Raw genomic sequence first — 1707 nt, 5'->3', positions numbered from 1 at the left:
TCGAACAGCTCGTGGATGCACTTGTGCGACGGATAGTCCGCTTCCGTCCGGTTCAGCTCCTCCAGCAGATGGGCGCGCTCGGCGGCCGGCAGGATGTCGAGCTCTCGCACCGGCTTGTCGGGCGCCTGCTCCAATGCCTCGGCCAGCTCTTCGAGCGCCCGCTGCATGTAGCCGCAGACCCGGTCCCCACAGATCGGCTCCACCACCTGTGCGGTGAGGCCGAGCGCATCGCCAAAATCCTCCACCGACAGGCTCAGCGGATAATTGGTGCGCTCCTCCTCGCCCAGCCATTCGATGCCGGCCAAGACATCGTCCGTGCTGGCGGCCGGCGTGTTGTGGCGATAGTTCATGAGCGCACTGAACAGCGGCGCCGGTGCTGCAACGCCGCTGCAGCGCTGCGCCAGCGCCAGCGAGGCATGCTCACGCGCCAGCAGCTGCGAAAGCCGCCCATGCGTGGCCCGCACGCTCGCCTCGACCCCGGTGCCGTCGAGGTCGAGCCGCACCGGCAAGGTGTTCATGAACAGGCCGAGCGCGCGGTCGGCGCCGGCCCCGGCCTGCATGCGGCCAAACAGCACCGTGCCGAACACAACCTGCTCGCGCCCGCTGCTCAGCGCCACCACCTGGCCCCAGGCCAGGTGACAGAGGCTCGCCAGGCTCACACCCAGCCGCCGCGCCTGCGCCCGCAGCCGATCGTTGAGCGCGGCCGGCAGCATCCGATGCGCCTCGCCGACCCCGCTGCCATCGCCATGAACCTCGCTTAAACCGAACGGCAGGCTCGGCTCCTCGATGTCGCCCAGCATCTCCCGGAAGAACGCTTCATGCTCTTCGGACGAAGCTCCGAGACGCGCCTGCGCCACCAGATTGCGAAACGGCTGCGGCGCACCAAGCTCATGCGCGCGACCCTCCAGAACCGCCCGCACCTCGCCTCGCATCACTTCCGAGGCGGTGTGATCCCCAATCAGGTGATGATGCAGCTCCAAAAGCAGCCAGCGCCCGCTGCCCGGCTCGCGCGCGATCACAAACCGCAACAAGGGCGCCCGGCCAAGCTCGAGGCGATATTGGCGCGGATCGTACCGGCGCTTCAGCTGCTCATGACCGGGACCGCCATTCTCGTCCAGCTCGACCTCGGCAACCTCCAGCCGCGCACGACGCCACACCACCTGGGCCGGGCTCGACAGTCCCTCCCAGACAAAGGCCGTGCGCAGCACGTCGTGACGGTCCACCACTTGCTGGACCGCATCAAGATAGCGCTCCAACAGGGCGCGATCGGCAAAGGCCATCTGCGAGACCAGCAGATACGGATCGCCCTTCCCGGCCAACAGGTGATGGAACAGGATGCCGTCCTGCAGCGGCGACAGGCCATAGATATCCTGGATGTTGCCGACCCCGCCCGGCACCGTCGCTACCACCCGGTCGATCTCTTCCTGGTTCAGCTCGATCAGCGGCAGCATCGGCGGCGTGATCGCCAGAGTGTGCTCGTCGATCAGGTTGGCCGGCACCGCCACCTCGCTATGGCTGCCAAGGCTGGCGGCCAGATCGCAAAGCACCGGCCGGGCCAACAGGGTGCGCACCTCAACCCCGAGCGACTGCCGCCGCAGCCGCTCCATCAGTTGCACCGCCAGCAGCGAATGGCCGCCGAGCTCGAAGAAGTGGTCGTGGCGGCCGACCCGCTCGAGCCCCAGAAGCTCGGCCCAGATCGCGGCCAGC

At 68.1% G+C, this 1707-nt stretch carries 1 protein-coding gene; it reads right to left on the bottom strand.

What is annotated here, in order from left to right:
- Positions 1 to 1707, bottom strand: a 1707-nt coding sequence (locus IQ26_RS38945; RefSeq protein ID WP_240547487.1) for a condensation domain-containing protein, incomplete at both ends; no start/stop codon positions are given.

Origin of the sequence: Mesorhizobium tianshanense (genome assembly GCF_007830515.1) — a bacterium.
Classification (GTDB): Bacteria; Pseudomonadota; Alphaproteobacteria; order Rhizobiales; family Rhizobiaceae; genus Mesorhizobium; species Mesorhizobium tianshanense.
Note: the sequence above shows the minus strand (reverse complement) of the source record. Positions and strands in the feature narration are given on the sequence as shown.